This is a genomic window from Marinomonas shanghaiensis (genome assembly GCF_003259175.1).
Taxonomy (GTDB): Bacteria; Pseudomonadota; Gammaproteobacteria; order Pseudomonadales; family Marinomonadaceae; genus Marinomonas; species Marinomonas shanghaiensis.
Genome location: NZ_QGOK01000010.1, coordinates 141,508 through 167,646 on the forward strand (window position 1 = coordinate 141,508; position 26,139 = coordinate 167,646).

A 26,139-nucleotide genomic window follows, 5' to 3' on the forward strand; every position below is an offset into this window, starting at 1 on the left:
ATACTTAGACAAGAATATAAGTAAGACTCACTTATATAAAATATCCTGGAGAAAAAAGATGCACTTCTCGTTGCAAACCAAAATTACCCTTCAGTCGATCATTGTGGCGATTATTGTTGCCATCAGTGTCGGCAGTGTCTCTTTTTATGCCTTTAAAACAGACAGTGATGCACGGATACAATCCGAAGCCCGCTCCCAAGCAGCGGCCATTTCAACCTATATTAATAGTTGGTCAACAGATCGAATCAGCACCATGCAAGCGGTGAAGCAAAAAATGGAAGCCTCCTTGCAAGAAAATCCCGATGTGAATGAAAAGGACATTCTCAATATTCTTCAACAAGCTCAAACAGGCTTAAATTTTGGTATGACGTTTTTAGGGTTAGAAAATGGCGCTATGTACCGCCATGACCCTTCTTTAAACAGTGCCGATTATGATCCACGAACTCGTAGCTGGTACATTGATGCGAAAGCGAAAAACAGTGCGTATGTGACGGCTCCTTACGTGTCAGCGTCCACACAACAGCTTGCCATGACGTTTGTCGAACCTATCATAGTAAATGGTAGATTTATTGGTGCCATTGGTGGGCTGGTGTTTCTAGATGACCTAATGGAAACCATCATGGCGATGAACGTGGCTGGCGAAGGTTACAGCACCCTCTTTGATGGTGACGGCAAAATCATCGCACATCCAGATAGAAAGCTGATTTTGAAAGACGCCTCTGAACTGTCATCAACACTTAATACAAGTTTTTTTGCAGCAACACAACGTCAAGCCAGTTTTACCCAGCTTCAGCTAGACAACAAAAACATCAACATGTACGCCAGTAACATCAAAGGAACCCCTTGGGTGTTAGGTTTAATGATGGACCAAGACGTATTAAATGCGCCACTTGTTAACCTTGGCACCAGCTTAATTATTGGTGTCTTAATCTTATTAATTGTCGCCTCTGTGATTGTGATTCAAGTAACACGTTTTCTATTACGAGATTTACGTCGAGTGTCAGACAGCATGGCGCAGATTGCTCTGGGAGACGGCGATTTAACACAACGTTTAACCGCTAGCTCAAAAGATGAAATTGCCATTCTTGTTGGTAATTTTAACCAATTTGTCGCCTTACTCCATAACACAGTGTCTCACTTGAAAAAAATTGGTCATCAATTAGCGGGACAAGCGAACGATGCTTATGATTCCTCACAAAACAGCGCCAAAAAACTAGAAGAACAGCAGCACAATATCGCTATGGTTGCGACCGCCATCCACCAGATGTCTCAAGCCACACAAGAAATTGCTGGCAATGCAACCAATACCGCCGTTAATGCCGATGAAACCGTCGCCGCTGGCAACATTGGTCAGAAGCAAGTGCTAAAAAGCCAAGATAGCATTCGCGCCCTCGCCGATGACATTCAAGAAGTGGCTCATGTCATCAATGATCTGAGTAAAAATGCCGATGGCATCAATACTATTTTAACGACCATTTCTGGTATTGCAGAACAAACGAACCTCTTAGCCCTCAATGCCGCCATTGAAGCCGCTCGAGCCGGTGAGCAAGGTCGTGGATTTGCCGTTGTTGCCGATGAAGTGAGAGTGCTTTCGCAGCGCACTTACAGCTCAATAGAAGAAATCCAGAAGATGATTGAGTCTTTGCAAAGCATCACTAAAAATGCCGTTGCAAAAATCCAGCTAAGCCACACCAGAGCAAACAGCAGTGTAGAGGATGTGAATCAGGCAAAAGACAGCTTGGATAAAATCCAACAATCAGTCACCACGATCAATGATCGAGCGGCTCAAATTGCTACGGCGACGGAAGAGCAGACCAGTGTTACTGCAGAGGTCAATAAAAACACCTCAGATATCCAACAAGGTTCTAGCGAATTGGTGGTTCTGGCGACAGAAAGTGCTTCACGAGCAGAAGAGTTAAAACGTTTGGCAGATGATTTGACACAAAATATTAATCACTTTAGAACATGAGTTAAGTCTCTCAACACCGAAGGTTTTTACTTATCATAAAAAAATGCCCTGCTTATTGTGCAGGGCATTTTTTATTGTCTGATATCAAACCAAAGGGGAAACCCCGATAACAGCCTGATGTAAATAAAACACCATGACAAACCAAGACACCATGGCAAACGTAAAGGCCGCTAGGTCAAACTGAACACCTGACTCTTGATCACGTACCACGCCTGCTTTTCGATCACGACGTCGATAAACAGCAAAACTGACAATAGACCAAATCAAAAAGCTGCCAAATACAATAACATCCGCCAAATTACCGTTGCTGATCAAATGAGAAAATGCCCAAATCTTGACGGCAATAAGCATTGGATAGCCAACTTTCTTTTTCATGGTTGTGTTTGGCACCAAAGCCGAACCCACAAAAAACAACGCGACCAACATGAGCAACCCTGCTAAATGACGAGTCCACACAGGTGGAAACCATAACCAAACAGGTGCCATCCGCATTTGCATATAACCCATAATAATAAAAGCCGTAGCCAACAAAGTAATCATCCCAAAACGTATGAGCCAACGCATAGCACCGTTTTGCAGCATATTTGATGCACGCCATTCTGGTGCCACTAAACGCACGGAATGCACACAAAAGAAAATCACTAACCCCATTATTAAAATCAACATACCAAGATGTTCCTCTCATACACTTAAAAAATTCAGTCACGGTCTACACGCAGATCATCCGATTGCTCTGCTTTAATGGTTGCGGATTATAGTGCCAAATCACCAAGAGACCTATTGTTCATTATGTATCGTCCCTCTTAATTCAAATCAATTTTCTCAAATGCTTCAATTAAGGTGTAAAGAGAGGCTCAAAAGCACCATGACAGCAAGCAAGCGGAAAAAGTCGTCAAAATGTCACAAAAAGCCCTGTAATATAACGTTTTCGTGCTAGAAAAAGCCCCCTTCTTTGCTCTAGAATACACGGTTTTGACTAACGGGCAGGTTGCCATGATCAAGACACCTTATTATCTTATCGATAAAGCGGCTCTTTTGAAGAATTTAGAGAAGATCGCTTATGTGCGTCAACAGTCCGGCGCTAAATCGTTACTGGCACTAAAATGCTTTGCGACTTGGTCGGTATTTGACCTAATGCAAGAATATATGGATGGCACCACGTCCTCGTCTTTGTACGAAGTGAAGCTTGGAAAAACAAAATTCCAAGGTGAAACCCATGCCTACAGTGTGGCCTATTCTGACGATGAAATCAGCGAAGTGTTAGCACATTCTGACAAAATCATTTTCAACTCCATCGGTCAGTTCACGCGTTTTAAAGAAGCCAGTCAAGACAAAACCCGTGGCCTACGTGTTAACCCACAAGTGAGCACTTCTGAGTTTTTAATTGCCGATCCAGCCAGACCCTTTAGTCGCCTTGGTGAATGGGACCCAGAAAAAATCGCCACTGTGATTAACGATATCTCTGGTTTTATGTTCCACAATAATTGTGAGAACAACAGCTTTGACCGTTTCGATGAGATGCTCACTCTTATAGAAGAGCGCTTTGGTCACTTGATCCAACAAGTTCAATGGGTCAGCCTAGGGGGAGGTATCCACTTCACTGGTGACGACTACCCTATTGATAAATTCTGCCAGCGCCTAAAAGAATTTTCCGAAAAATACGGCATTCAGGTCTATTTAGAACCAGGCGAAGCCAGTATTACCAAAAGCACCACATTAGAAGTCACTGTATTAGACACTTTATTTAACGGTAAAAACTTAGCCGTTGTCGATAGCTCCATTGAAGCGCATATGCTGGATTTATTGATCTATCGTGAAAACGCCAAAATGGCACCTTGTGATGGCGAACACGACTATATGATTTGTGGAAAGTCTTGTTTAGCTGGCGATATTTTTGGCGAATTTAAATTCGACAAAGCATTACAAGTGGGCGACCGTCTTTCTTTCCAAGACGCCGCAGGTTACACCATGGTGAAAAAGAACTGGTTTAACGGTGTTAAGATGCCGTCTATTGCCATACGCCAATTGGATGGCAGCATCGAACTTGTCAGGGAATTCGGCTACAACGATTTTGAACAGAATCTATCCTAATTCTGTTTCAACAAAATACTTTGGAGATAGCGTTACTATGAAAAAAAATGTCCTCATTATTGGCGGCGGAGGCGTGGCACGAGTTGTGGCACATAAATGCGCCCAACACAATGACACACTGGGCAATATCGCAATTGCTTCGCGCAGCGTTACGAAATGCGACGATATTGTAGCCAGTGTCCTCGACAAAGGCAGCATGAAGGTAGAGGGCCGCATTCAAGCATTCGCCCTAGACGCTCTTGATGTGCCAGCTACTATTAAATTGATTCAAGAAACCGAATCCCAAATCGTCATTAACGTCGGCTCTGCTTTCGTTAATATGTCTGTTCTGGAAGCTTGCATGGAAACCGGAGCCGCTTATTTAGACACGGCCATCCATGAAGACCCAAACAAAATTTGCGAAACACCCCCTTGGTACGCCAATTACGAGTGGAAACGTCGTGATGCCTGCAAAGAAAAAGGCATCACCGCCATTCTGGGTGTGGGTTTTGACCCTGGCGTTGTCAATGCATACGCCGCGCTTGCTTATAACGACTACTTAGACTCCGTTGACTCTATCGATATCATCGACGTGAACGCTGGTAGCCATGGTAAATACTTCGCCACCAATTTCGACCCTGAAATTAACTTCCGTGAATTCACCGGACGTGTTTATTCATGGCAAAACAGCGCATGGCAAGAAAACAGCATGTTTGAAGTCAGCCGTACTGACGACCTTCCTGTCGTTGGCTCTCAAACCACTTACATGACAGGCCATGACGAAGTACATTCACTCTCACAAAACCTAAACGTGCCAAACGTACGTTTTTGGATGGGCTTCGGTGAGCATTATATTAATGTCTTCACGATACTGAAAAATTTAGGCTTATTATCTGAACAACCTGTTAAAACCGCCGAAGGCTTAGAAGTTGTTCCCCTTAAAGTAGTCAAAGCCGTTTTACCGGATCCCTCTTCACTTGCCCCAGCCTACACGGGCAAAACCTGCATTGGAGATGTGATCAAAGGGAAAAAAGACGGTCAGGATAAAGAAATCTTTATCTACAATGTCGCTGACCACAAAGACGCTTACAACGAAGTCGGCAGTCAAGGAATCTCTTATACGGCAGGCGTTCCACCTGTTGCTGCTGCCATTCTTGTTGCAAACGGCATATGGGATGCAAAAGAAATGCGTAACGTAGAGCAGCTAGACCCTAAACCATTTCTAGGTTTATTAAACGAAATGGGGCTGCCAACTCGTATTAAAGATGAGAACGGCGACCGCCCTTTTACCCTTTAATAAACGCACTCATATCAGCGCCTTTCCCGCAAGAGGGGCGCTGAAATTTATTCTTATAAATACCCCTCTTATTTCGCTCTCCTCTACTTACGAAATTCCAATAAAGTCCATACAATACGCCAAAATCCACCCACCTGAGATACTCTCTCAAAGGAACTTCGTAATGAAACAGCAACTAAAAATTGCAGCTCTCACTGCTGTGATTTCACTAACGCTCGCCGGTTGTGCATCTAACCCTGATTCTGCTGCAAACTTGGCCGCAGACGCAAAATATTCGCAAACCATCGTTCAGATCAATGACCTCAAGCAAGCCATTGATAGTGCAGACAAAAGCTTGGCAAAAGGCGCTGAAAACGAATTGCCTTGGTTCGCCACCCAAGATATAGAAGAAGCGAAGAAGGCATTAGCAGAAGCGAAAGACCACTATTCTAAATTTGAATTTGATCCATCTAAAGCGAGCGCTAGTACTAGCTTTTTTGGTTCAACGACCTATCTTGAGGCTGCAAATACCGCCATCAAAACATTTAACCAGCACATGACCAACGCGGTTAACCTAAAAGCCAAGGCACAATCAACCTTACCAGAAGCCTTTGACTATCGTGCTCAGCTAAAAACCCTGAATGCGAAACAATACTTTCCTGGTGCCTCGCAAGAATTGGAAGACAACCTAAAAAAACTTGTTGACCAAATCGCGAGTAATAAAGCTCAATCGGCGGTCAGCGCACAACCAGCTCTCGTCGCTAAGATGCGTGCACTTGAAGTAAAAACGGTTACCGCTATTTACCTTACTGATGCCAAAAATGCGCTAGACAAGCTGATGAAAACAGACGCGACTCAACATGCGCCTAAATCGCTTTCCCAGGCCATGACAGCACTGACTGCGGCAACAGCTTTTGCTGCAACACAGCCAAGAGCGATAGACGACATCAAACTTCAAGGTGAAAACGTTATGTTTGCAGTGAATCGAGCAAAACAAATCGCCCAGACTGTTAAAAAGCTAAAGACAATCCAACCAAAAGATTATGAAGACTACATTGTCGGTTATGAGAAAGTGTTGCTTTCAATCAGCAATGCGCTTAATGCTGACGACCGTAGAGACCTCGCTTTTGAAGAGCAAGGCAAAGCGTTGGTTAGCTTTATAGAAACCAACTTAAAAGGTCAAGAAGCGTCCATTCAAGCACAACAACAGCTTCGTAAAGAACTAAAAGATCAGAAAACCTATTCTGTTTTACTAGAAGAAAAAATCAGCACACTGACAAATAATCTAGAAGACATGAAAAAAGCATTGGCTGATGCCCTAGCCAAAAAATAAAACAGGCTCAACTAGCGCAAAAAAAGCCAGCTCACAAGCTGGCTTTTTCGTTTTTAGATGGCCATGTTTGCACAAGAAAACTCTGCTTGTCGCTCAGAGAACTCAGCGGTGAGCAAAGGCGGTTTTAGTGCAGTCACCGTCGATTTTGTCTTTCTCTTCTTCAAGTATCTCAGGGGTAAATTGCCCCATAAAACAACAGCAAATACCTTCGCCAATCATGGTGCGTGGTCCCATTGGATGACCAATGTGTTTATAGACGCCGTGACTGTGTCCATGGGAGTGGTCGTGGGCATGCCCATGAGAATGGCTATGGCTATGGCTATGATCATGACTGTGACCGTGTCCATGGTCGTGAGTGTGATTTTTCAACACATTGATATTGGGCACTTCACCCATTGAAATAACGGCGTGCTTTAGATCAAACGCAGACAAACCTTGGGTATCGTCCTGTGGATCAACAAACTCCGCATGGTGGTGATGCACATCTACTTCACCGGCGGCAAGGCGACGCTTAAAAGAGTTCATTAGCGTTTCTTCACCCGTTGGTAATTCGCCCTGCATGATCTCTTCAACACGGTTTTGGAAGGCATCGATAACACGAGGATGATCGTTCAAGTAAGGTGTCTGAACAAACGTGACCTCTGGGTGCTCTTGCGCCACTTTGTCAACATAACCTTGAATTCGCTTGATCAAACGACCCGTAAACAAGAAATATGGCGCCACAACAATACGTTTGAAACCAAGCTTCATGAGTTTCTCAAGCCCTACACCAACGGATGGGTAAGTCACACCAGAGTAAACTGTATCCGCCCAACCAAAGCCCATGTTCTCATTGACGATACGCGTTAACTTTGCGGCTTCGGCGTTGGCAGAAGTATCCGAGGTGCCACGACCCACCACCACGAGCAGAGTGTCATAAATATTCTCTGGTGGATTTTCTGGATCAAGACCAAGCGATTCGTAAATACGCGCCTGAAAGGCCTCAATCATGTCATCTTGTAAGCCTAATTCACGACCATAAGTCACTTTTAAACCAGGGTGTTTTTCTTCGTACGTGGTCAACACAGAAGGAATATCATTCTTTGCGTGTGTCGCGGCAAACAACATGCCTGGTACCGCATAAATTTCTTCAACACCTTGGTTGACAAGGCTGTCTAGGCCCATATGAATATTGGGGGCTGAAAACTCTAGAAATCCATATTCGACAGGCAGATTCGGAAAGCGCGCTTTAAGCCCCTTCGCCACCAGACCAAACTCACGCTCTGCGTCTTTATCACGACTGCCGTGACCACAAATCATAATGCCCTTTTTGGCCGCTTCTTTCTTACTCATTATTTCTCTCTACTTTAAATCGTCTTAGCTGATAGTGAGTGTAACGACTAACAGCAAGGTTACCAGCGCTCTTCTGCCCAAGATCACTGACGTTGTTCTTGTTGCTGATCTAAATCAAGCAACAAGGATTGAATTTTTTCTCGATGCGTATCGGCATTTTGCCACATACCACGCTGTATGGCTTCTAATAAGCGTTCACCCATTTCTTCTAATGCGTGGGGGTTATTATCACGCATAAAGGCTTGATTATCTGGATCAAGTAGCAATCTATCCGTCACCTGCTCGTATTGATAATCCGCTACCAGATCGGTGGTCGCATCGTAAGCAAACAAATAATCTACCGTCGCTGTCATTTCAAACGCCCCCTTGTAACCGTGTGTTTGCATGGCTTCGATCCATTTAGGGTTCAGTACTCTGGAACGCACCACACGATTCAGCTCTTCTTTTAAGGTACGAATTTTTGGCGAGCTAGGGTTGGAATGGTCACTGTGATAGACACTCGGCGCTTGTCCGCTAAACTCGGTCACCGCATTGGTCATGCCGCCTTGGAATTGATAATAATCGTCTGAATCAAGAATATCGTGCTCGCGGTTATCTTGGTTTTGCACGACCGCATCCAGTTGCGACAGTCGCTCGATAAAGGCGTCTTTTGCTTCAACACCTTCGCCACTCATTTTGTGATGAACGCCTTTGCTATTCACATCATCACTATAAGAACCGTATGCATAACCGCCCCAATTTACATAAGCTTCGGCAAGATCGGCTTTAGTATCCCAGCAACGCTCATCAATCAAACCTTGCAGTCCTGCGCCGTAAGCGCCTGGTTTGCTTCCGAACACACGGTAAGTGGCTTGACGATTCGCCTCGACTTCACTCATACCTTTCGCAAGTAATTGGGTTTTACGTGCTTCCACATTGGCGCGTATCACATTGCCATTACCGGGCTCTTGATAGTCAGCCAGTGCCAACACGGCTGCATCATACAGTCGCATCACATTCGCAAACGCATCACGAAAAAAGCCAGAAACACGCAAAGTGACATCCACTCTAGGCCGACCTAATTGCATGCACGATACAATCTCAAAATCCGTCACGCGGTTCGATCCCGGCGCCCAAATTGGGCGAATTCCCATTAAGGCAAAAGCTTGAGCGATATCATCGCCACCAGTACGCATAGTAGCAGTGCCCCATACAGACAACCCCAGGTCTTTTGGATAATCACCATGTTCTTGTAAATGTCGCTGAATCAAAGCCTCGGCCGATTTCTGACCAATCGCCCATGCCGCAGGCGATGGAATCGCACGATTATCCACAGAAAAAAAGTTACGCCCTGTTGGTAAAGTATCAAGTCGACCTCGGGTTGGTGCACCACTTGGGCCTGGGGGAATAAAACCGCCCGCCAAGCCGGTTATCAAGGCTTGAATTTCATCGTGAGCACTTTGCTGCAAAGCCACCAACAAGCGTTTCTTACTGTGCGCTAATAAAGTGGCGGTTTGTGGTAGTTTGACAGATAAATCGTCTGTGGATTCGTTACCAATCAAATGGCTTAATACCAATGTTTTGGCAAATAACTCCAAGCGTTCTTTGGTATCCGCGTGGGTGCGCCAAGCGAGTTCACTCATTGATTGCAACCGCTCTGGCTTATTGCCTAACCAAGGTGAGCGCTCACTTTTCATCGGGTCAAAATCGTCTTGCTCCAATGAAAGGTCTTTTACTAATGCATGGAGAATGCCTTGGCTGGTGATCTCACTGCCACGAGGTAAACGTAACAAAGCCACCAAGGTATCGGCCAGTTTGTCGTCTTCTGGCAACTCTCCCAGGCGATGCAAGCCATGACGAATTTGCGCTTCTTTTATCTCACATAAATACGTATCAAGCCCCTCCAAGACCGCATCGTCATTGCCGGATTCAGCATCCTCACTTGCAATAATCGCCAGCTCTTCTAAAAGGTGAGATTCTTGAACTTTTTTAAGGATTTGCTCACGCAACCAGGTTTCGCGGCGCACATCCATGCCCATGGCTTGGTAGTATTCATCAACAAGGTTTTCTAGCTCGGCCATCTCACCATACGTTTCAGCCCGAGTCATCGGCGGCATAAGATGGTCAATGATTACCGCTTGTGTACGTCGTTTGGCTTGTGCTCCTTCACCAGGGTCATTGACAATGAAAGGATAAAAATGCGGCATCGGACCAAGAGCGATATCGGGCCAGCACGATTCAGATAAAGCCGTGCCCTTACCCGGTAACCATTCAAGGTTGCCATGTTTGCCCACATGCACAAAAGCATCCACTTGATAGACATGACGCAACCAAAAATAGAACGCCAAATAGCTATGGGGCGGAATCAAATCAGGGTCATGATAGTTTGCCGCGAGATCCAAATTAAAACCACGGGCCGGCTGAATCCCCACAAAGGTTTCGCCAAGCCGAATCCCAGCCAACATGATACGTCGCTGACCATTTTGCTCGCGGCATTTGTGGTCATCTTCCGGTGGCCCCCAGCGGTCCCAAACGGCGTTTTGGCATTCTAATGGCAGTTGATAAAAGTAATGTAAGTAGTCTTCCAAGGCGAGACTTTGCCAACACCCTCTTTCATGCAAAGTATTGGGATTATTCGTCACTGCCCCCAACAACGCTTCGATCAAAGCATTACCGTGCGCAGGAATATGCTCAATCGGATAACCCGCAACTTCTAAGGCGTTTAATAAGTTCACCGCAGAAGCGGGCGTATCCAAGCCCACGCCATTGCCAATACGACCGTCTTTGGTTGGGTAGTTGGCGAGAACAAAGGCAATGCGTTTTTCATGATTGGGTTTGCTGGCTAAATTAGCAAAACGTTTGGCAAGTTGAGCGACAAAGCGTGCCCGCTCTTCGTGCAGCTCATAGCGTACTAAATCGACTTGAGCAATGTCGTTATAATGACTCAAAGCTTTAAAACTCACCGCACGAGTCACGATACGACCATCCATTTCTGGCAAAACGATTTGCATGGCTACATCTCGGCTACGCAAGCCTTGAGTTTGGGCGAGCCAATCTTCTTCAGTACTGCCAGACAAAATCAACTGCAACACGGGAATCGGTGACGCAAAAGCCGATTGAAAATCCGTCGGTTCAGAGGCCAAATCTGGGCTACCCACCCGATTGGCAGCAAAACCAGTCGTGTTTAAAATGACCTTGGCTTGGGTGCGCTCCACCAGCGATTCTATCAAGCCAACCGACACATCATCTTTGAGAGAATTCACCGCCACCGCCAAGGGTACCAAACCTTCTTGTTCGATAATCTCAATCAAGCCGTCAAACATGTCGGTGTTTCCGCTTTGTAAATGAGAACGGTAAAACACCAAGATGGCAACAGGGCGACTTTGTGCTAATTCATCCATATAGTGGCTTTGCCACTGGGTAAAGCCAGACGAATGACCAGCATGATAAATCAGCGCGCTCGCCAAAGGCGCTGGCTCTTGCCACGCATAAGACAAGGCAAAGTAGCGATCAGAAAGGAAATAAAACAATTGTTGGGCGTTAACTTGCCCGCTTTCACGTAGATACCGCCATACTCGATGGCAATCTTCTGGTGTCGCGGTGGAGACATTCGTTAACAAAGGGTCATGGGAGTCGTCACCGGATACCACGATTAAAATGCGGCTGGCTTTTGCTTTCGCCCATTCTTGCAAGCGCTGAAAGCCATACGCCCAATAATGCTCACCGCCAAGCAGTGAAACCACCACGACGTTGGCATGATCAAGCACCTTGTGCTCATATAAATCGTAAGCCGCGGGTTTAACCAGCTGCATCCAATTAGCAAGGCGAACAGTCGGTAGTCGCACGTTTTCCCATTCATCATTGGCACGATGAAGAGAAACAATTTGATCAAGCGCACTGCCAAGTGAACCGAGCACACTATCCGCAGCCGCCAGAATAACCAACTCTGCTGGAGTTTGCCCAAGATCAACAATCCCTTCATCGTCAACAAAGCCACCCGGTTTGGCTGCTAATAAATGCACGGTTTCTCCAGCTTCTTTTTTGTACTTACCTGTCATTCCCGCGAAGGTGGGAATCCACAAGTTTAAAATTAAGAGATTGATTCCCGCCTTCGAGGTCGTCGCTAAAGGTAATCTCCTGTAGGTTGGCCTTTAGGCCGTCAAAAACCTGATAACACCAAACCAAAACCCTTGACGCGCTAAAGCACGACCTACAAAAAAACAATATAAATCAAACAATTGTAGGCTAAAGCCACGACCTACAAAAGAACGACTGGGATGACTAAAAGCAAGCGCAGTAGCCGCCATCAAGCACTCAGTGCATCGTGTAAAATACCTTCGATGTTCTCTTTACTAATGCCCTTACCGATGAACACCAACTGTGTTTTGCGCACTTCTTCTGGCTGCCATAAACGGTCAAAGTAACGATCTAAACGCGTGCCAACCACTTGAAACACTTGGCGCATTGGTTTGCCGTGAACGGCAGCAAAACCTTTAATACGAAAAATGTTGTGCTCTTCAACCAGCTGAGTCAGGGTTTCTTGCAAAAGATCAGATTGCACTTCACCCAATGTCACAACAAAAGAATCAAAATGATCGTGAGCGTGGTCGTGATGGGCACCATGAGCATGATGATGGTCGTGATGGTTATGCACCTCATCGATTCGGCTTTCTGTTGCTGCGTCAATGCCTAACAAAACATCCAATGCCGCCTCGCCATTTTCGATATACACGGTTTTCACTGTGCTGGGTACTTCATGAGCAATAATGGCTTGCACGCGTGCACGTTCTTCGTCATTAAGTAAGTCGTTTTTACTCACCACCACCAGATCCGCGGCACTGAGCTGATCATCCAGTAATTCTTGCAGGCTTGGATCATGATCCAAACTCTCATCCGCTAGACGTTGTGCTTGCACCTTGTCTTCGTCATGAGCAAAACGCCCCGCCGCCACGGCCGCACCATCAACAACGGTAATGACCGCATCAACGGTACAATGCTCTTTTATACCCGGCCAGTTAAAAGCCTGAACGAGCGGCTTAGGTAACGCCAAGCCACTGGTTTCGATCAGGATATGGTCAATATCACCTCGGCGAGCAACCAACTGCTGCATGACAGGTAAAAACTCTTCTTCTACAGTGCAGCAAATACAACCATTCGCCAGCTCATAAAAACCGTCGTCGCTGCGCTGGCTTCCCTCTTCAACCCCTTCTGGGCAATCAAGAGGACAAGAGCGCAGTAGGTCCGAATCAATATCCAGCTCACCAAACTCATTGACGATCACCGCAATACGCTTGCCTGCGGCTTGTTTTAGCACATTGGATAATAACGTTGTTTTACCACTGCCCAAAAAGCCAGTCACAATTGTTGTTGGAATTTTATTCAATTGCATGATTCATCCTTCTTACTTTGAGGGAAAGTCTGTTTACACTAGATTTTTTTAGGCTTATGTATCTTACGAAAGATGTGCGCTTGTCCTTTATCGTATAAATAAGAATCCGCAAAATCTTCCGTGTCTAATACCTTCCCGACCAATATCAAACTGGTACGAGTAAATTTTTTCTCTCTTACTTTGGCGACAATATCTGCCAAGGTTCCCACCACATAATCTTGATCAGGCCAACTGGTGCGATAACACACCGCAACAGGGCAATCCTCACCGTAATGTGGAATCAGCTCTTCAACAATTTTATGGATACGCGTAATACCAAGATGAATCGCTAACGTGGCGCCACTCTGTGCTAGCGCAGGCAAACGCTCCCTTTCAGGAAAAGGTGTTTTACCTTCATAGCGCGTCATGATGACCGTTTGAGAAACGCCCGATAAAGTCAACTCTTTGCGTAACAACGCGGCCGAGGCGGCAACAGCACTGACCCCTGGTATCACTTCGTAATCAATATTCAGAGCTTCCAAGCGACGAATTTGTTCGCCAATCGCACCGTACAAAGCCGGATCGCCAGACTGCAAACGAGCAACATCTTTGCCTTCTTGCGCCGCTTTTTCGATAACGGCTGTGGTTTCATCCAAGTTCATTTCGGCGGTGTCGTATATCGCTTGCGCAGAACCACGAACACTGTCTATTACTTGTGGGGGAATCAAAGAACCCGCATAAAGAACAATTGGGCAGCGCTCCATGGTCTTAACGGCTTTCACCGTCATCAAATCTGGATCGCCAGGGCCTGCGCCAATAAAGTAAACTTTCATTTATTTCTCTTACCTTTTATCACAAGCTAAAGCCTATATCAGCGCTCTTACAGCTTCTTAGAGTAGCCACGCGGCGTATAAATCCAATGCTTCTGACCATTGACTATGTGTTTGCTATCCGAGTTCCCGACACTGACCATGGTGAACATATCTACGTCTTTGGCGTCTAATTCACCCAATGTCGTAAAGGTAATTTCTTCTTCTGGACGAGTGAGCTGACGACCAATCATCACAGGGGTGCTGGCAGGACGATATTGCAATAAGACATCACGCGCGTGATTCAATTGCCAATCGCGTTTTTTTGACACAGGATTATAAAAAGACACCACAAAATCACCTGCACCACAGGCATGTAAGCGCTTATCAATGGTTTCCCAAGGGGTCAACAAATCAGACAGTGAAATGGTACAAAAATCGTGCCCCAACATAGCGCCGACTCGGCTCGCTCCCGCTTGCATCGCTGAAATACCTGGAATAACTTCTATGTCTACATCCAGCCATTCAGGGTGATTCTCTTTGCTTTGTAACTGCATATCAAGCAATTCAAATACCAAGGTGGCCATGGCATAAATGCCAATATCACCACTGGAAATCAACGCGGTATTTTTACCTTGCGCTGCCAAATTAAGCGCTAAGCGGGCACGCCCAATCTCTTCACCTAGGGGCAAGTCATGAAACGTCTTACCTTCACTCAGCTCACCAAGTAAATCTAAATAATAGCCATAGGCAACCCAATCACTGCAGACAGCTAATGCTGTCGTGGCATTGGGCGCTACCAAACCGAGATCGCCAGGCCCCATACCCATTACAAATAACTTGCTCATGCACTCTCTACAATCTAATCAAGCGCCACAAGACGCGAATAAGACCATTGTACACGGATTACAAAGCGGACGAGATGAAAACACCACGATTTAGAATGAACGCTTTTCAGGAGCAACACTAAGATTCAACACGCACAAGCTGACACTGGAGTTTTTTCATATCCCGTAGCTCAAGCATGGCTTCATCGGAGTGAATCCAGAAAGACACACCTTCTCCCAAATAAGAAGCGCCGGAAGCACTCACGGCTTGAGTTAGCTGATACTCTTTTTTCTGCCAAGATAATTGCGCTTGATCTGCGTGAAAAAGAATGGCTAACGGTTTACCATTGCAGTTATAAACAGCAGAATTGGTTTGTATGGTGTTTTCAGCTTCATAAACTTCATCGTCAGAGTCGATATTCGTTCCTACAGAACTACAAGCCACTAAACCAAAAAAAGAAATAACCACTAGGGCGTTGGGTAACACGGTTTTTTTTATACGCATTTTCGAGACTCCATTCTAGAACCACTTGTTCCAGTCCACTTATTTTCTGAGTGATGGTTATAATAAGTAACATGAATTTTAACACTCCCTTCGACCTCTAGCCAGAAAATAAGATCAACCACCGCGATTCTGATGGGTTGCTTTATGTGAATAATCGCTTCTTATTGGCGAATAAACCGATACATTGTCACAAAATCACCACAATTGAGACGATCAGAGACTTTGACAGTTAAGGACAAAAACGAGTATATTTCCTGCGTCGGACATATCCGACTTCGTTCTCGGGGCGGGGTGAAATTCCCCACCGGCGGTAAAGGCTATTTTTAAACAACAGCCTAAGCCCGCGAGCGCCTTTTAGATATTTTCTTTTAGGGTCAGCAGATCTGGTGTAACTCCAGAGCCGACGGTCATAGTCCGGATGATAGAGAGCGCGTCAGACAAAACCTATTAGAGTACCGTATTTTTTGCGGTGCCCAACAAAGGTATGCCATTTAAACGTGGTGTATTTGCCTGCCCGTTCGCCCTGATTCACCTTAGATATTTAGGATTAAAAAATGAATCAGAGCTCAACGAATATTGAATTCACTCCAGCAACAAAACGCATCGCTATTCTGCATGCTTCTTGGCACACCGAAATCGTGCTGAATTGCGTAGAAGGCTTCACAAAAGAGCTTGTAGCTCGTGGTTACGATGCGTCATTAATAGACATCATTCCCGTACCTGGCGGCTACGAAATTCCCCTACAAGCAAAACTGCTTGCTAAAAGCGGACAGTATTCCGCGATTGCTGGCACGGCATTGGTTGTGGATGGCGGTATTTATCGTCATGACTTTGTTGCCTCAACCATCTGCAATGCCCTAATGCAAGTCCAATTGGAAACAGAAGTACCGGTTCTTACCGCGGTGCTGACACCACATAACTTCCATGAACACGACGAACATAAAGACTACTTTAGCCGTCATTTTGTTAAGAAGGGAATTGAGCTGGCAAATGCCTGCGATCAAACCATTCGCTTGACAGAAAAAGCCAAACAAATGCGATAAGCATTAGCTTAACAGGCACCAAAGTCGTCAAAACGCCTCGTATCTCAGATGATACGAGGCGTTTTTATTTTAACGATACACACTAAGAGAATGTGCTAAGAAAAAGCATGAGATCTTAGCGAGATATAAAGATCACTCTTCCTATCCGCCTCAACACATAACCCCAACATATCATCAATAAAAAAACCTAACGCTCGGCGTTCAATTTGCTCGATGCCTTGCTGCTGTTGAAGGGATAAATTGCCGTATCTTGAGGCCGCCCCAAAATCACCAAACAACACATGTCCTTCTTCGTTGATCAAGGTATTGTGAGCATAAAGATCTCCGTGACTGACCTTTTTCTCACAAAAATATGCGACTAACTGATCTACTTGCTCAATAATTCGGGCAATTTTATCAACTGAAAATTGCTGGTCTTGTGCAAAAGTATCTCGTGTGCAAGACGCCAAACTGGGCGGTTGCCCTAAATTTGTATAATGGGCAGGAATTAACTCCATTACGAGAGCTGAGCAATCCACCTCTGCCACCTTAGCAAGAGGGCGAACCAAGTTTTTATGACTGCCAACGGCAAGACATGCATCCAGTTCATCTTGTGGATAACCGTCACTGGTCACCTCACCTTTAAATACTTTTACAGCAACAGAGTCTGAAAAATGAAAGGGGTTTTCTCGCCATGTTGCGAGGGAAATAACGCCAGATGCGCCCTGCCCTAAAACCTGATGTAACTCTAAGTCTCGAAATGGCACTGTCTTAAATTCATTATGGGGATCACGTGCAGCACAAAATGGATTACCAGAAAATGCTAACCAAGCCAAACGAGGTAGCGTTAATAAAACATCAGGAAAAGCCGCCAGCTGATTAGCCGACAAACGAATCAACTCTAGATTACGGCAGTTTACGATGGAGTCGGGAAGTGTCGTTAAACGGTTACCAGCCAATGCCAGTTTTTGCAATCGCGTCAATCTGCCAAAGTCTTTTGGTAACGACGTTATTTTGTTATCCGTAAGAATGAGCCAACGCGTTAAGGTCGGTAACGAATCCGATGAGACACGAGTGATTTGGTTACTTTTAAACCCGATCATCTCCAAGTTTTCACATCGTCCTAACGCTTCTGGCAAATGAGTAAAACAATTATTCGAGCAAAACACTATACGAAGTTTTGTGAGACGCGAGAGGTCCGCGGGTAATTCACTTAGCTTATTATTCGACAAATCTAAAATTTCTAGACTGTCAGCCAGATCAAAAATAGCCTCAGGGAAAGTCGTTAAATTATCCGATAACTGTAAGCGAACTACGCCTTTCAGCTCTCCACGGTTAAGCTGGTCGAGTGTGTGCAAAATAAAACTCTTTGTAATGAAAATTTACACACATTATAACCAATTAAGGGTATAGGATGGTGACTTTTATCTCGCTAATAGCACCGCAATCAGTGCAATCATTGCCGGCAAACCTTGTATAAATAAAATCTTTTTGCTTGAAGTAATGGCACCATACACGCCAGCGACACCCACACAGAGTAAAAAGAAAATCGTTACGTGTGCCCCCCCGTCACCAAGCCACAACCCCCACAACAAGCCCACAGCAAGAAAGCCATTGTAAAGTCCCTGATTCGCTGCCATCACCTTACTTGCTTTAGCAAAGTCTGGCTTCAACCCAAAGATCTTCATGCCTTTAGGCGTATCCCAAAGAAACATCTCAATATACATGATGTAGAAATGCAAGAATGCGACAAAAACCGTGGCTAACGTTGCGATTAACTCCATACCCTCTCTCCTTCTTATTTTTATCCCATTAAGCAAACTTTCCCCAGTCTCTTATCTCATTGCAATCAAGAAACAGAGAAACTATTTTGCTCTATCCTGGTCTACTTCATCAAGCACGTTAGATTTTTCATCTAGTTGCGCAAGTTTTTGCTGGAAATCTTGCAGCGCAATGGTCAGCGCACCTACGGCGACACTGGGTTCAATATCGTGACTTTCCAATAACGCAATAAGATCAACAGCCAATTTGATATGATCTGGCGCTTGGTCTAAAGACATAAAAACTCCATGCGAAAAACGGCAATAATATATAGGTAAAATACACTAAATAGTCCGTGAAAAACCATTTTGCCGTCTATAATGGCTTTTGGCATTATCAATTGTTCAGCGTAAATAAGACAAATACAATACACATCGAACATAAACAAGCCTAATTTAACGAGGTTACCGTGATTACAAATGAATTTTGGTTAGATCGATGGAAAACGGGACGTATCGGCTTTCACCAAGAAGGTGTCAATCCTAAACTGATTGAGTTTTGGCCCATATTACCAAAAGGCAGTAGCGTTCTTGTGCCTTTGTGTGGCAAGTCCAATGACATGATCTGGTTGGCGGAACAAGGCTATCAGGTCACGGGCGTTGAACTGTCTTCCTTAGCAGTCATTCAATTTCTAGGTGATAACGATTTAAGTTATGACACCCATCAACAAGGTGAGCTAAAAATCCACACAGTGAATGGCTTACCACTGCGCATTGTTGAAGGCGATTATTTCCTTTTCACTGAGAGCGAATTTGATGCTTGCTACGATCGCGCCGCCATGATCGCCATGCCAGACTCAAGACGCGCTGAATATGTCACACACACTCTTGGGCGTATGTCTTCTACTGCCAGCTTATTGCTGATTTCATTACAGTATGATGGCGACACACAGGGACCACCATTCTCGGTCGAAGAAGAAAGCATAACGGCACTGTGGGGAAATAAAATTCAAAGAATTGCGTCCGAGAATTTAGCGCAAACCACCCCTCTCTACAAAGAACAAGGACACAATGTTTTTGAGGAAAGTGTGTGGCGTATTCAAGCTTAGCGAATATAAGGTTGAATAGCCCTAGATTAGACTGTCTACCCTAGGTTTTTTCTGGGATAATACGGCACAATTTTTCACCGATAATCCATGTATCCTTGTAATTGCCACGCAACAATCATCGCCATTACGCCCGATACCAAGAGTAGATAATGATCAAACGACATAAAACCGCCAAGCAACTCTTTTCTTACCCATTGTATTGGGCTGAGTGTTATGGGGTTTCCCCCTTTCTTCCTACCACCAGAGAGGAAATGGATGCCCTTGGTTGGGACAGCTGCGATGTCATTATTGTCTCCGGCGACGCCTATGTTGATCACCCAAGTTTTGGCATGGCGGTATTAGGTCGCTTATTAGAAGCTCAGGGCTATCGTGTCGGGATCATTGATCAGCCAGACTGGCGCAATACTCAAGATTTTATGCGCCTTGGTCGCCCCAATCTCTATTTTGGTGTTACCGCAGGCAACATGGATTCTTTAATCAACCGTTACACGGCCGATTTGAAAGTACGAAATGACGATGCCTATACACCTTACGGTGTTGGAGGAAAACGTCCTGACCGCGCGGTTATTGTCTACTCGCAGCGTTGCAAAGAAGCCTTCCAAGACGTGCCTGTGATGATTGGTGGTATTGAAGCCAGTCTGCGACGCATTGCTCAATACGACTACTGGAGTGATGAAGTTCGTCGCTCAGTTTTAATCGACTCTACAGCAGATATCTTACTTTACGGTAACGCCGAACGTGCGATGATTGAAGTCACGCATCAAATGGCCATGGGCAAAACTCTCGACGAACTCACCGATATTCGTGGTACCACCATTGTTCGTAATGCGCCTCCTGGTGGCTATACAGAAATCGACTCGACTCGTGTTGATTGGCCGGGTAAGGTCGATCAAATCTACAGTCCTTACGAATACATTCCGGAAGGAAAATGTCAGACTAAAGACGAAGGCGATTCGGATGTTATGCCTATTCGCGTGATTCCCGCACCACTACGCCGTGGTGAAAAACTGGATCCAGAAAAAACCTATATTCGTTTACCCTCTTTTGAAAAAGTGTCTAAAGACCCAGTGCTATACGCGCACACTTCACGTATTTTGCATCTTGAATCAAACCCACATAACGCTCGTGCGCTGATCCAGAAACATGGCAAAAAAGAAATCTGGGTAAATCCACCACCAATCCCATTAGAAACCCCAGAGATGGATGGGGTGTTCGATTTGCCTTATGCTCGCGTACCACATCCAAAGTACAAAAAAGCCCGTATCCCTGCTTATGATATGATCAAAACGTCAATCAACATCATGCGTGGCTGCTTTGGTGGCTGCACTTTTTGTTCGATAACCGAGCATGAAGGACGCGTTATTCAATCTCGCTCACACGAATCTATTTTAAATGAGATTGAAGACATAAAAGCAAAGGTACCAGGTTTCACAGGTCATATCTCTGACCTTGGTGGACCAACCTCTAACATGTATACCTTGAACTGCAATGATGATGAGGTTCAAGCTTCTTGCCGCAAGCTGTCCTGCGTGTATCCCACCATTTGCTCTAATTTAAACACGGACCACAGTCCAACGACGGAACTGTACCGAAAAACACGTGCTGTAGAAGGCATTCACACCGTTTCTATTGCCTCAGGCCTGCGCTATGACCTCGCCGTTGAGGATCCAGAGTACGTGCGCGAGCTGGTGACCTATCACGTTGGTGGCTTGTTAAAAATCGCGCCAGAACACTCTGAGCAAGGCACTTTATCAAAAATGATGAAGCCGGGTATGGGAACATACGACCGTTTCAAACGTATGTTTGATAAATATTCTAAAGAAGCGGGTAAGAAACAACACTTGATCCCTTACTTTATTGCGGCTCATCCAGGCAGCTCAGATGAGGATATGCTTAACCTTGCCGTCTGGTTAAAAACCAATGATTTTAAACCAGACCAAGTACAAACCTTTTATCCTTCGCCTATGTCACTCGCGACAGCCATGTATCACTCTGGTAAAAACCCACTCAAACCCGTTACCTACAAGAGTGAAGACGTTTATACTCCAAAAGACGCCAAGCAACGAACCGTACAAAAAGGTTTCTTACGCTACCATGACCCAAGTAACTGGCAAGACCTACGCAATACCTTGGTTAAAATGGGTCGTACTGATCTTATCGGTCACGGAGACAATAAATTGGTTCCGGCTGAAGACAAAGACAAGCAAATACACCGTCGACCACAAAAAGCAAAACCAGGGCAGGCCATTGGTGCATCTCATACATCAAATAGACCGACAATGGAAAAAAATGCAGTTGCCGAAAAAGCACGTCGTAAAAACGCAAATGAGGCTTCTGCAGCCCCATCAAAACGTCGTAAGGCAAAAGTAAAGACTCGCCAATAAACCCTGACTAGAATATAAAAAAAACGTGGCATATTATTTACATATGCCACGTTTTTTAGGTTAGAAACAATAGTCTTAGTAACGTCTATGAGGGTAATTTATTCTGCTTACGACAAATCAGAACCAGCTCAATGGCAGAAATTAAAATCAAGGTATAACCTAACGTCTCGATTCCCTCTTCTACAATGTTTTTCACTAATCGCATATAGGCGTCCCCCATAATGGCCTGCCAATATGAACTTCGACCCATTAAACGAGAAAATGCCAAGATGGTAACAAATCCAGCCAAGAATGTGCCGAAGCAAGGCTGTTGAGAATATTCTTTTAATGATGCGTATATCGAAGAAAAACGCCCCCATAAAAACACCATAACACACACAAAGATCCCTACTACCAGTGTCTGCCAAGCGCCATCAAACACATAGCTGTCCAATAAAGAATCAGACTCACGTACAAACATCATCGCAAGCAAAGCACCGAGTAAAGTTGCTGCTATGTTCAATTTTTCATTCAAACGCGCTGCGTACAAAAAAAGCAAACAACTAAAAAAAGACATAAAGTCTTGCAAGTGTTCAGTCAGTGTACTTTCACTGTACTGAGCAGCTGTTTGGAATTCATAACCTTCCAAAGCGATTAATTGAGCCACACCCGCCACAGCGAAAAGATAAGCAAGACTACGAAAAATAAACATAAAAAAACCTCGATTTTTAATGACGAGATTTTAATGAAAAAAAAGTGAAAAAACGATGTATTACAAGAAGATGACACTATCATTTCTTGTTTTATGCGCATGTTATGACATTTATAATTAATATGTCATAACATGCGTACCAGTAGGACGTGCAATACCACGCCTCTGATTAGGAGGATTTATAATCAATCAAATTTAATGACGCCTCACTGTCCATCAACTCATCCTGCATACTTTCCACATAACCAGCCACTTCATCAGGCGCCAGAAAGTGTGCAATGTGATACATAGCATCCCCTTCCTGAACTAAAGGAATATTCTGCTTACCAATAATAATGCCACCATTTTTGCACAATACCTTATCGAGAATATCACCATAAGGGTCTTTGATTTCAGCCAGCACATCGCCCGCTTCAACAAGGTCACCCAGTTCTTTGATATGTGTAGTAAAACCGCTGTCGGTGGCGCGAATCCAGCTGCTGCTTCGAGCAATTCTTGGCTCAGACAGCGATTTCTTACTGCGAGACTTGGGCAACATCCCTAAATGCCTCATCACTCCAACAATCCCTTTCACGCCTGCTCTGATGGAAAGTTCATCAAAACGCAAAGCTTCTCCTGCTTCATACAGAATGACTTTGGCCCCCACATCATTTGCGCACTCTCGCAACGAACCATCACGCAGGTTGGAATTCATCAGAACCGGCACACCGAACGCTTTAGCAATTTCAAGTGTTTCAGGGTCATCAAGATTGGCTCTAATTTGCGGCAAATTCGTACGGTGTAAACTCCCAGTATGAAGATCAATACCGTAATCTGCTTTGGAAACAATTTCATTTAAAAAGCGATCAGCGACACGACCAGCCAAAGAACCACGCTGAGAACCAGGAAAAGAACGATTCAAATCACGGCGGTCGGGTAAATAGCGACTCTGACTTAGAACACCATAACCATTCACAATTGGCACGGCAATCAGAGTCCCTTTCAAATTCTCCAAATATTTACTTTGAATAATACGGCTAATGATCTCAATGCCATTAAGTTCATCGCCGTGAATAGCCGCACTAATAAATAATGTTGGACCAGATCGTTTGCCACGTTTAACAAAAACAGGCATCGACATATTGGTATCGGTATACAGTTTTACCATTGGCAGCTTTATTCTTGCAGTGCCGCCTAACGGAATCTCCACACCGCCAATCGTTAAAACTGTCTTCGCCATTAGCCCTTCCCTTTTGTTTTTGTGTTACTCAAAAAAGCAGTCTTTTCAATATGCTGAATGATCATTGAAGCGACATCCTTTCCAGTGGCCGCCTCAATACCTTCCAAACCTGGAGATGAATTAACCTCCATAATCAAAGGGCCGTGATTAGAACGTAAAATATCCACACCACACATATTCAACCCCATCACTTTTGCAGCTTCCACGGCCGTGCGCCTCTCTTCCGGAGACAATCTGATTAACGATGCCGTTCCGCCACGGTGCAGGTTAGAACGAAACTCGCCCTCGGCTCCTTGTCGCTTCATTGCGGCAATAACTTTACCACCGACCACGAGACAACGAATATCAGCGCCACCCGCCTCTTTGATGTATTCTTGTACCAAAATATTCGCTTTTAGCCCCATAAAGGCTTCAATAATCGACTCTGCGGTTTTATTCGATTCCGCCAACACAACTCCGATACCTTGAGTACCTTCTAGCAACTTAATCACAACAGGCGCACCACCGACGTTTTTCAACAAGTCGCCTATCTTATCTGGGTGATGTGCAAAGCCTGTTTTGGGCAACCCCAGACCCTTACGAGACATTAACTGCAAAGATCTTAACTTATCACGAGATCGACTGATCGCAACCGACTCATTGATGCTGTAGGTCCCCATCATTTCAAATTGCCTAACAACCGCCGTACCATAAAAAGTCACGGACGCGCCAATTCTTGGAATAACGGCATCGTATTTTGGTAAAGGCTGGCCATTGTAACGCACAGATGGATTACTACTGGTGATGTCCATGTAGCAATGCATCGTATCAATAACATCTACCTCATGACCGAGCTGCTCACCGGCTTCAACCAATCGACGAGTAGAATAAAGCCGAGGATTACGAGAAAGTATTGCGATTTTCATAGATGTCCTTTGAACAGAAAAATAAAGCACACGAGCAAACGATGCTTATAAAAATGCCTATAAATAGAGAAAGACCATTGGCGCGAGAATAGTGAATCAGAATACATTTAGAAAGAGATTTCTGCCTTTTCCATAAAAAAATCTCCAAGCACCTTTGCATAACAAAAGCACTTAGAGATTCGTCAAGAGTCAAACAAAAAGCTGCGATTACTTTTTCGGTGAAAACGGGTTTTCAGACGATTTAAACTCAAAAATAATCGGTGTGCCGGTAATATTAAGCACGGTTCTAAACTTATTTTCCAAGTAGCGCTTGTAACTACCAGGCAAAGAGTCTGTCTGATTTCCATGCACCACAATACGTGGCGGGTTAGAGCCGCCTTGATGTGCATAACGTAATTTAATGCGACGACTGTTCACCATAGGAGGCTGATGCTCTGCAACCGAATCCTCCAAGATCCGTGTCAAACGGTTGGTTGTCCACTTGGCATAGCAGGATTCATACGTACTTTCGATGGTATCGTATAAATCACCAACGCCCGTACCATGCAACGCCGAAATATAATGAACCTTCGCGTAAGGAACAAAGCCTAAACGACGCTCTACTTCACTCTTAATATGTTCACGGTCGTCTTTTTTAAGACCGTCCCACTTATTAATTGCAATAATCACACCGCGACCAGCGTCCAACACATAACCGATCATATGAAGATCTTGTTCCACTAGATCTTCGTGGGAATCGATCACGACAATCACCACGTTAGCGTCTTGAATGGCCTGCAATGTCTTCACGATAGAGAACTTTTCAACCGCCTCTTTGACGTGTTTACGTCGACGAATGCCCGCTGTATCAATAAGGGTGTATTCTTTATCGTGACGCACATAAGGAATATACACACTATCGCGGGTCGTACCAGGCATGTCATAAACCACCACACGGTCTTCACCTAACATGCGATTGACCAATGTAGACTTGCCCACATTTGGACGCCCCACCACGCCGATACGAATACCGCGAGATTCTAAACTAATTTGATTTTTTGCTTCTTCAACACGCTCAGCGTAAGGCAACATAACCTTATCAATTAAGACATGAACCCCTTTACCATGCGACGCCGCAATCGGATGCAACTCACCAAAACCCAACGAATAAAAGTCTGCTAAGGCAATGTCTTCGTTAATACCATCTGTCTTATTCACCACAAGAGAAACGGGCTTATTTGAGCGACGCAAATGGTTAGCAATCATCTCGTCAGCAGGGTTTAAGCCGTGGCGGCCATCAACAATAAACAAAACAGTATCAGCTTCTTCGATGGCTAACAAAGACTGTCGTGCCATTCTTTCGTCAATACCTTGCTCATCACCACTGATACCACCCGTATCAATAACAATAAACTCATGTTCACCAAGCTTACCGTCACCGTATTTGCGGTCACGGGTTAAGCCTGGATAATCGGCAACCAAAGCATCACGGGATCTCGTCAATTGATTGAAGAGAGTTGACTTGCCAACATTGGGTCTACCTACCAATGCAATAACTGGAATCATTTTTTTACCTATAAAAATACAAAGCGGCCACCACCC

General features: G+C 44.8%; 21 protein-coding genes and 1 riboswitch. Of the genes, 7 read left to right on the top strand and 14 right to left on the bottom strand.

The genetic code is table 11. The features are described 5' to 3' along the window. Positions 1–58 precede the first annotated feature (58 nt). Positions 59–1,969 (top strand): methyl-accepting chemotaxis protein, encoded by a 1,911-nt coding sequence (locus DKT73_RS09450; protein WP_111638308.1) that lies wholly within the window; start codon positions 59–61, stop codon positions 1,967–1,969. Between the two features lie 84 nt (positions 1,970–2,053). On the opposite strand, the gene DKT73_RS09455 is transcribed toward DKT73_RS09450, so the two are convergent. Next, positions 2,054–2,635: an NnrU family protein gene (locus DKT73_RS09455; protein ID WP_111638309.1), complete on the bottom strand. Its 582-nt coding sequence runs from the start codon at positions 2,633–2,635 to the stop codon at positions 2,054–2,056. A 327-nt stretch (positions 2,636–2,962) separates the two neighbouring features. On the opposite strand from DKT73_RS09455, the gene nspC reads away from it, so the two are divergent. The 3 genes from nspC to DKT73_RS09470 all read left to right on the top strand — a co-directional run bounded on the left by nspC (position 2,963) and on the right by DKT73_RS09470 (position 6,648). Beyond that, positions 2,963–4,060 (top strand): carboxynorspermidine decarboxylase, encoded by a 1,098-nt coding sequence (gene nspC, locus DKT73_RS09460; protein ID WP_111638310.1) that lies wholly within the window; start codon positions 2,963–2,965, stop codon positions 4,058–4,060. Positions 4,061–4,097: 37 nt separating this feature from the next. Further along, positions 4,098–5,336 (top strand): saccharopine dehydrogenase family protein, encoded by a 1,239-nt coding sequence (locus tag DKT73_RS09465; protein ID WP_111638311.1) that lies wholly within the window; start codon positions 4,098–4,100, stop codon positions 5,334–5,336. 163 nt (positions 5,337–5,499) lie between these two features. Then, positions 5,500–6,648 (top strand): hypothetical protein, encoded by a 1,149-nt coding sequence (locus tag DKT73_RS09470; RefSeq protein WP_111638312.1) that lies wholly within the window; start codon positions 5,500–5,502, stop codon positions 6,646–6,648. Positions 6,649–6,750: 102 nt separating this feature from the next. On the opposite strand, the gene DKT73_RS09475 is transcribed toward DKT73_RS09470, so the two are convergent. From DKT73_RS09475 to DKT73_RS09500, 6 genes are all read right to left on the bottom strand, one after another. Further along, on the bottom strand, positions 6,751–7,980 hold the full coding sequence (locus DKT73_RS09475) for a sirohydrochlorin chelatase (RefSeq protein ID WP_111638313.1): 1,230 nt from the start codon (positions 7,978–7,980) through the stop codon (positions 6,751–6,753). A gap of 83 nt (positions 7,981–8,063) precedes the next feature. Continuing rightward, entirely contained in the window at positions 8,064–11,981 is a 3,918-nt protein-coding gene (gene cobN, locus DKT73_RS09480; protein WP_111638353.1) for a cobaltochelatase subunit CobN, read from the bottom strand. 284 nt (positions 11,982–12,265) lie between these two features. Then, positions 12,266–13,348: a cobalamin biosynthesis protein CobW gene (gene cobW / locus DKT73_RS09485; protein ID WP_111638314.1), complete on the bottom strand. Its 1,083-nt coding sequence runs from the start codon at positions 13,346–13,348 to the stop codon at positions 12,266–12,268. Between the two features lie 38 nt (positions 13,349–13,386). Then, a complete protein-coding gene (cobM, locus tag DKT73_RS09490) occupies positions 13,387–14,160 on the bottom strand; it encodes a precorrin-4 C(11)-methyltransferase (RefSeq protein ID WP_111638315.1) in 774 nt (257 codons plus the stop codon). A 47-nt stretch (positions 14,161–14,207) separates the two neighbouring features. Continuing rightward, entirely contained in the window at positions 14,208–14,984 is a 777-nt protein-coding gene (gene cobJ / locus DKT73_RS09495; RefSeq protein WP_111638316.1) for a precorrin-3B C(17)-methyltransferase, read from the bottom strand. 118 nt (positions 14,985–15,102) lie between these two features. Continuing rightward, positions 15,103–15,468 carry an MliC family protein gene (locus DKT73_RS09500; RefSeq protein ID WP_111638317.1) on the bottom strand — a complete coding sequence of 122 codons (366 nt, stop codon included), beginning with the start codon at positions 15,466–15,468 and terminating at the stop codon, positions 15,103–15,105. A 273-nt stretch (positions 15,469–15,741) separates the two neighbouring features. After that, positions 15,742–15,902: riboswitch (FMN riboswitch) on the top strand. A gap of 120 nt (positions 15,903–16,022) precedes the next feature. Here DKT73_RS09500 and DKT73_RS09505 point away from each other — a divergent pair. After that, positions 16,023–16,511, top strand: a complete 489-nt coding sequence (locus DKT73_RS09505; protein ID WP_111638318.1) for a 6,7-dimethyl-8-ribityllumazine synthase — start codon at positions 16,023–16,025, stop codon at positions 16,509–16,511. A 95-nt stretch (positions 16,512–16,606) separates the two neighbouring features. Here DKT73_RS09505 and DKT73_RS09510 read toward each other — a convergent pair whose 3' ends face one another. From DKT73_RS09510 to DKT73_RS09520, 3 genes are all read right to left on the bottom strand, one after another. After that, the gene (locus tag DKT73_RS09510) at positions 16,607–17,848 is read right to left on the bottom strand and encodes a leucine-rich repeat-containing protein kinase family protein (RefSeq protein ID WP_111638319.1); all 1,242 of its coding nucleotides are present in this window, start codon (positions 17,846–17,848) and stop codon (positions 16,607–16,609) included. A 66-nt stretch (positions 17,849–17,914) separates the two neighbouring features. Beyond that, entirely contained in the window at positions 17,915–18,274 is a 360-nt protein-coding gene (locus tag DKT73_RS09515; RefSeq protein WP_111638320.1) for a DUF1304 domain-containing protein, read from the bottom strand. Between the two features lie 81 nt (positions 18,275–18,355). Continuing rightward, a complete protein-coding gene (locus DKT73_RS09520; protein ID WP_111638321.1) occupies positions 18,356–18,550 on the bottom strand; it encodes a DUF2496 domain-containing protein in 195 nt (64 codons plus the stop codon). 170 nt (positions 18,551–18,720) lie between these two features. Here DKT73_RS09520 and DKT73_RS09525 point away from each other — a divergent pair, with 170 nt between their 5' ends. Both DKT73_RS09525 and DKT73_RS09530 read left to right on the top strand, forming a co-directional pair. After that, positions 18,721–19,359 carry a class I SAM-dependent methyltransferase gene (locus DKT73_RS09525; protein ID WP_111638322.1) on the top strand — a complete coding sequence of 213 codons (639 nt, stop codon included), beginning with the start codon at positions 18,721–18,723 and terminating at the stop codon, positions 19,357–19,359. A gap of 149 nt (positions 19,360–19,508) precedes the next feature. Then, the gene (locus tag DKT73_RS09530) at positions 19,509–21,743 is read left to right on the top strand and encodes a YgiQ family radical SAM protein (RefSeq protein WP_111638323.1); all 2,235 of its coding nucleotides are present in this window, start codon (positions 19,509–19,511) and stop codon (positions 21,741–21,743) included. Between the two features lie 85 nt (positions 21,744–21,828). Here DKT73_RS09530 and DKT73_RS09535 read toward each other — a convergent pair whose 3' ends face one another. The 4 genes from DKT73_RS09535 to der form a co-directional block, all read right to left on the bottom strand. Then, positions 21,829–22,434: a hypothetical protein gene (locus DKT73_RS09535; protein WP_111638324.1), complete on the bottom strand. Its 606-nt coding sequence runs from the start codon at positions 22,432–22,434 to the stop codon at positions 21,829–21,831. A 169-nt stretch (positions 22,435–22,603) separates the two neighbouring features. Continuing rightward, on the bottom strand, positions 22,604–23,653 hold the full coding sequence (locus tag DKT73_RS09540) for a succinylglutamate desuccinylase/aspartoacylase family protein (protein WP_111638325.1): 1,050 nt from the start codon (positions 23,651–23,653) through the stop codon (positions 22,604–22,606). After that, complete coding sequence (rimK, locus tag DKT73_RS09545; RefSeq protein WP_111606423.1) at positions 23,653–24,558, bottom strand: 30S ribosomal protein S6--L-glutamate ligase; 906 nt, start codon at positions 24,556–24,558, stop codon at positions 23,653–23,655. Before rimK ends, DKT73_RS09540 begins: the two co-directional genes overlap by 1 nt. 207 nt (positions 24,559–24,765) lie before the next feature. Beyond that, entirely contained in the window at positions 24,766–26,103 is a 1,338-nt protein-coding gene (der, locus tag DKT73_RS09550; RefSeq protein ID WP_111606424.1) for a ribosome biogenesis GTPase Der, read from the bottom strand. Positions 26,104–26,139 lie beyond the last annotated feature (36 nt).